Raw genomic sequence first — 6,190 nt, 5'->3', positions numbered from 1 at the left:
GTGATTGGTGATTGGTGATTGGTGATTGGTGATTGGTGATTGGTGATTGGTGATTGAAAAAGGTTGGTAAGGTACGAAGCAAAACGGGCGACTGCCCGGGTCTGTCATGCCGACGTAGGTCGGCATCCCCGGCACAATCGGAAACGAAAGATGGTGCTCGAGATTCCGAAACAAGTTCGGCATGACAAATCCTGTTTGCTGCATCGCCTTGATCACTCGGGCATACACCTGTAAAAGCTAAGCTGATAGTTCTTGCTTTTGGTAAGACAGTGTTAGCCTATTACCCTTACTGGCGATAATAACAGATATGGCATTAAACCTATTACCTGCCCCTCTACAGCGTTCAAGGCCCGCTATTTGCGGAAATCACCCCATTGCCTGTTCTTGTTTTTTTATTGTTGAAACGAAAGATCTTACATGAAGCAACTATTTTTTTTCTGCCTGTTCTGTTGGCAGCTATCACATGCCCAGCAACTGGTACTTCCCGGCGACCACCCCGATCCTTCTGTGGTCAAGATCGGCGATACCTACTGGGCCTCGGCCACTTCAAGCAACTGGATGCCCATTTTCCCCCTGTTGAAATCTAAGAACCTTACCGACTGGCAAATGGTGGGGCATGTATTTGACCGGCCGCCGGAGTGGGCAGATTACTATTTCTGGGCACCCGAAGTGACCTACGATAAGGGCAAGGTGTACATCTACTACTCGGGTCATAAAAAAGGCGGTAACCTTTGTCTCTCCGTTGCCAGTGCCGACCGGCCCGAGGGTCCTTACAAAGACCATGGCCCCCTGATCTGCCAGGCTGTTGGTTCCATCGATGCTTTTCCCATGCGCGACAAGGCAGGTAAGCTATACCTGATATGGAAGGAAGACGCCAACAGCGTAAACCAACCTACGCCCATCTGGATACAGGAGATGAACGAAGAACGCACTGCGATGCTGGGGGAGAAGCGCGAATTGTTTCGCAATACCCTGCCCTGGGAAGCCAACCTGGTGGAAGGGGTGAGCATGATCCAAAATGGCGATTACTATTATGCTTTTTATGCGGCAGCGGGTTGCTGCGGCCCGGGATGTACCTATGCCACCGGTGTGGCCCGTGCCAAAGACCTGCTTGGTCCATGGGAAAAGTACAGTGGTAATCCAATTCTCACACACAACGAACAGTGGCGCTGCCCGGGTCATGGTACGCCGGTGGAAAAAAACGGCAGGCACTATTTCCTGTATCATGGCTATAGTGCTCAGTCAACGGTATTTACAGGCAGGGAAGGGCTGTTGCAGGAGTTTCGTTTTACACCCGATGGCTGGGTAGAATTTATAAAAGCACCGGGCGCTGTTCAACGCGATATAGCACCCCGCACCGATCGCTTCCGGGGCGGCAGCCTGCCTAAAACATGGGAGTGGAATGTTTTTCAACAACCCCGCTATGCCGTAGCCAATGGCGAACTGCACCTGCAAGCTTTGCCAACAGCATCAGGGTTGTTTGCCGGGCAAAAAACACTGAGCGGCGACTATACCGCAACAGCCCTTGTGCGTCCGGGTAAGACGAACGCCGCTGCCGGTGTTACGGTTATTGGTGATGAGCAAAATACCCTTAACCTGTTTTATACCGGCGATAGCCTGGTGGTATCGGCATTGCGGAGTGGACGGGATAGTGTTATTGCAAGTATGCCGTACAAGGCAGGCCGCAAATTGCACCTGCGGGTAGCAGCACAGGGCGGCAACCGTTTTCAATTTTTATACAGCACCAATGGTCGCAGCTATTCCCCTGTAAATACCACACCCATTGATGGCTCCTATCTGCCACCATGGGACCGGGCCTTGAGGGTAGGGGTGGTATCAAGAGGCAGAGAAGGCAGCGTGGCGGTGTTCGACCGCTTTGTGATGGATTCACAATAAATGTTTTGACGAAGAATATAAAGGGTGCTTTTCAGCACCCTTTATATTTTCCTAACGGCCAATTAACTTACGGATCAGCGCCTTTGGCGTAATTTGTATCAAAGCCCGGTTATGCCCTTACCTGCCAACGAAAAACCTTTTTTCAACCGCTCGCATAGTTTATCGCAACTGGCGCAAACGCCCCTGTGGGACCTTGTTGTTATTGGCGGTGGTGCTACCGGGTTGGGGGTTGCCGTAGATGCCGCCAGCCGCGGTTTGCGGACGCTTTTGCTGGAGGGCTCTGATTTTGCCAAAGGCACGTCCAGCCGCAGCACCAAGCTGGTGCATGGCGGGGTGCGCTACCTGGCACAGGGCAATATCAAGCTGGTATTTGAAGCCTTGCGGGAAAGGGGTTATCTCTTGCGCAATGCGCCCCACCTGGTACGCCGCCAATCCTTTGTGATTCCCTGCTACAACTATTTTGAGCAGATGAAATACTGGACCGGCCTGAAGCTGTACGACTGGCTGTCGGTGGGCCTGAGTTTTGGCGCTTCCAAACTGCTTACTGCCGCCGAGGTAACCGAAAGGCTGCCCGGTGTGCGCACCCAGGGGCTTACCGGTGGCATCCTCTACTACGATGGCCGGTTTGATGATGCAAGGCTGGCCCTCAACCTGGCACAAACTGCTGCACGCGAAGGCGCCACGGTACTCAACTACATGCAGGTGCAGGGCCTGCTCAAAAGCGATAGGAAAATAAGCGGGGTAATAGCCACAGACCTGGAAACCGGTACTAGCTATGAACTGTATGCAAAAGCGGTAGTAAATGCTACCGGCGTTTTCGTTGACGAGGTATTACAACTGGATGAACCCGGACGTGCGCCGCTGGTACGTCCCAGCCAGGGCATACACCTGGTATTTGACCGATCTTTTCTTCCTGGTGAGACAGCCTTGATGATACCCCAAACCAGTGATGGCCGGGTGCTCTTTGCCCTGCCCTGGCATGGACAACTGCTGGTGGGTACTACCGATACCCCGCTCAACCGGCATGCGCTGGAACCTGTGGCACAGGAGGCGGAGATTGGATTTGTGCTGGATAATGTACAGCGCTACCTGGCCCGCAAACCACAGCGCAGCGATATCAAAAGCATTTTCGCAGGGCTGCGTCCCCTGGCGGCTCCGCATCATGCCGAAGCGGCGACAAAGGAAATTTCCCGCGACCACAAACTGCTGGTGGCACCTTCTGGTTTGATCACCATTACCGGCGGCAAGTGGACCACCTACCGCAAGATGGCGGAGGATGTGCTGGCACAAGTAGAGGTGCTGGCCGGTTTAACGCCAGGTACCTGCCGCACCCGCGAGCTGCCCATACATGGTGCCGGTGCGGTACCGCCTACAGGTGCCTTGCAATTGTATGGCAGCGATGCCGCACATATTGAAGCCCTGGTGCAGCAATACCCTGAGCTTGGCAAACCGCTTTTGACTGGACATGCTTATTTGAAAGCGGAAGTGGTATGGGCCATTCAAAACGAAATGGCCCGCACCGTGGAAGATGTGCTGGCCCGCAGGCTTCGGTTGCTGTTTTTGGATGCGCGGGCGGCGCTTGCGGCGGCGCCTGGCGTGGCTCAATTGATGGCAGCAGAATTGGGAAAAGATAAGGAATGGGTGTTGCTGCAGGTGCAGCAGTTTGAGCAGGTGGCCGGCCGGTATCTGCCACAGGAAAGTGCAACCGAAGTAGTTACTTAATGTAAAGTAGGAGTGCAGCCTTATGAGGCAATTACAAGCAATTGTATTATGCCATTACTAAAGAACAAATTTTGCTGCCCTGCTATTATTACCCTTATCTGGCTATGTAGTTCTGGGATTTTGCTGGTTAACACATCCCAAACAATCGAATAGTTTACGCCCAAATAATCTTGAAAGGCGGTTGCGCATACCAGCCATATCTTTCCATTCAATAGAACGCCATTGTGATTTGAAGATTGCTGGTACTTTCTTTGTAGCCTCCCCAATAATTTTTAAACTTTTTACAACTGGCCGCTTTAGGGTTTTGTTTTTAAAAAAGCCTCCGCTGTTAAACCTTTATTGACAGAAGCCAAGTATGTACCTTAATCAGAAATGTGCTTTAGGAATTCAATTGGCTATTAAGACAAAAAGCACGTTGTTTAAAATTTTAAGTCCGGTGTATTTCCTTAAACCATTCCTGGTAACTATTTCAATTTTCTCTTTATCAAAAAGGTGTTCCAGTCAGGCGTTTGCCGCCTTGTGATTGTCAAAGTTTTCTTGCTCCGGCTCAAAGTCAATCCGCATAGCAATATCACTGTTGGCCGACTGTTAATTGCGTCAGTAAAAACAAAACAATCCAGTGCTATGTGCCCCTACTTATGGAATTCAGATTTCAGTAACCTGAGCTTGCTGAGTATGTCTTCTTTGGTTGTGATGCCTGGGCATTTACTTGTGGGTGAAGTTATGGCTCTTTGTAAGTTTGAAACTGTTTGCAGGCTTGAAGGCAATAATGATTGGGTAGTTTGTCAACTTGCATTTGTGATGCCAGGTTAATAAACCAATTTATACATTATTGGTGTCGAGTCAGGTAGGATTCCAGTGTGTTATTGTTTTATTTTCATCATTGTTCTTTGGGTAGAACGGATAGAAATTTAGAAATATCCCCTTGTTTTATTTTACCCGCTAAAGCTTACCTTAAACACACAATCTAACGACCATGAGCCTGCCACCTTATATTCTTTCCCTCGACCAGGGAACCACTTCTTCCCGTGCCCTGGTATTTGACCGCGCCGGTAAGATCATTTCAGTAGCGCAAAGGGAGTTTACCCAGTACTATCCCCAGCCCGGCTGGGTAGAGCACGATGCCATGGAAATATGGAGCACCCAGGCGGCTGTTGCCGCTGAAGCCATCCTCCAGGCCTCCCTGCATCCGCACGATATCGCTGCCATTGGCATTACCAACCAGCGCGAAACCACCATTGTTTGGGATCGTACCTCGGGGCAGCCCATCTGCCCGGCCATTGTATGGCAGGACCGCCGCACTGCAACCTTCTGCGATGAGCTGCGCCTGCAGGGACTGGAACCCTTGATCCGGGAAAAAACAGGTTTGTTGATTGACGCTTACTTTTCGGCTACCAAGCTGCGCTGGATACTGAATCATGTTTCAGGTGCCAGGGATAAGGCTGAAAAAGGACAATTGGCATTTGGCACTGTAGACAGCTGGCTGGTATGGAATCTTACCGGCGGCGAGGTGCATGTTACGGATGTAACCAATGCCTCGCGTACCCTGCTGTTCAATATCCATACCCTCCAGTGGGATGAAGAATTGTTGCAGTTGTTTGATATTCCCTATTCCGTACTGCCCCAGGTGCGGTCTTCCAGTGAAGTGTACGGGCATACCGCAGGCCGCATCCTTTCGCACCGCATACCTATTGCCGGTATTGCCGGCGACCAGCAGGCGGCGCTGTTTGGACAGCAATGCACCCGTGTGGGCATGGTGAAAAGCACCTATGGTACCGGTTGCTTTATGCTGATGAATACAGGCGGAAAACCTGTTGCTTCTCAAAATAACTTGGTGACGACGGTAGCCTGGCAAATTGGTGCCGAAGTGAACTATGCCCTTGAAGGCAGCATCTTTATTGGTGGTGCCGTGGTGCAATGGCTGCGCGATGGCCTGGGACTGATAGCCACTGCTGCTGATGTGGAAACCCTGGCAGCCAAAGTACCCGACAATGGTGGTGTATACCTGGTGCCTGCTTTTGCCGGCCTGGGGGCGCCGCACTGGAATGGCCATGCGCGGGGAACCATGGTGGGCATCACCCGCGGCACATCGGCAGGCCACCTGGCCAGGGCGGCACTGGAAAGCATCGCCTTTCAAACCGGTGATGTGCTGCGTTGTATGGAAGCCGATGCCGGTGCCGCCATCAGCGAACTGCGGGTAGATGGTGGTGCCACTGCCGACGACCTGCTGATGCAAATCCAGGCCGATGTGCTGGGCGCAAAAGTGGTGCGGCCGCAAATACTGGAGACCACCGCCATGGGTGCAGCTTTCCTTGCGGGCCTGGCGGTTGGGTTTTGGAAAAACAGGACGGAACTGGAGCAGCTATGGCAGGAGGAGCGAAGTTTTGACCCGGTACTCCATTCAAATGGTGATGCCTGGCAGCGGGGCTGGCAAAGGGCCGTAAAAGCCTGTCTTGCCTGGACGGAAACCGAGCCCCAGCCCGAACCGGCAAACATCCGCTAAAACAGTTTATTAGTTGCAGCAGCAAAACAGGCCTGCTCCAGCCCACATCTCATTTAGGCAATTGCATAT

The 6,190-nt window shown here is 52.0% G+C and carries 4 protein-coding genes and 1 pseudogene; 3 read left to right on the top strand and 2 right to left on the bottom strand.

Annotated elements, in window-relative coordinates:
• Positions 1 to 183: hypothetical protein (locus BUE76_RS24795; RefSeq protein ID WP_216820681.1), on the bottom strand; the 183-nt coding region annotated here is incomplete at its 3' end.
• 234 nt (positions 184 to 417) lie between these two features.
• On the opposite strand from BUE76_RS24795, the gene BUE76_RS17975 reads away from it, so the two are divergent.
• Both BUE76_RS17975 and BUE76_RS17970 read left to right on the top strand, forming a co-directional pair.
• Entirely contained in the window at positions 418 to 1,896 is a 1,479-nt protein-coding gene (locus BUE76_RS17975; RefSeq protein ID WP_073043399.1) for a glycoside hydrolase family 43 protein, read from the top strand.
• 111 nt (positions 1,897 to 2,007) lie between these two features.
• A complete protein-coding gene (locus tag BUE76_RS17970) occupies positions 2,008 to 3,618 on the top strand; it encodes a glycerol-3-phosphate dehydrogenase/oxidase (RefSeq protein ID WP_073043397.1) in 1,611 nt (536 codons plus the stop codon).
• 102 nt (positions 3,619 to 3,720) lie between these two features.
• On the opposite strand, the pseudogene BUE76_RS25475 reads toward BUE76_RS17970, so the two are convergent.
• Positions 3,721 to 3,927: pseudogene (locus BUE76_RS25475) on the bottom strand (HepT-like ribonuclease domain-containing protein); the annotation flags it as partial.
• A 667-nt stretch (positions 3,928 to 4,594) separates the two neighbouring features.
• On the opposite strand from BUE76_RS25475, the gene glpK reads away from it, so the two are divergent.
• Positions 4,595 to 6,121, top strand: a complete 1,527-nt coding sequence (gene glpK / locus BUE76_RS17960) for a glycerol kinase GlpK (protein ID WP_073043396.1) — start codon at positions 4,595 to 4,597, stop codon at positions 6,119 to 6,121.
• Positions 6,122 to 6,190: the final 69 nt, after the last annotated feature.

The organism is Cnuella takakiae (assembly GCF_001953305.1).
Taxonomy (GTDB): domain Bacteria; phylum Bacteroidota; class Bacteroidia; order Chitinophagales; family Chitinophagaceae; genus Flavisolibacter; species Flavisolibacter takakiae.
The sequence above is the reverse complement of the archived record's forward strand: the minus strand, read 5'-3'. Positions and strand labels throughout refer to the sequence as shown.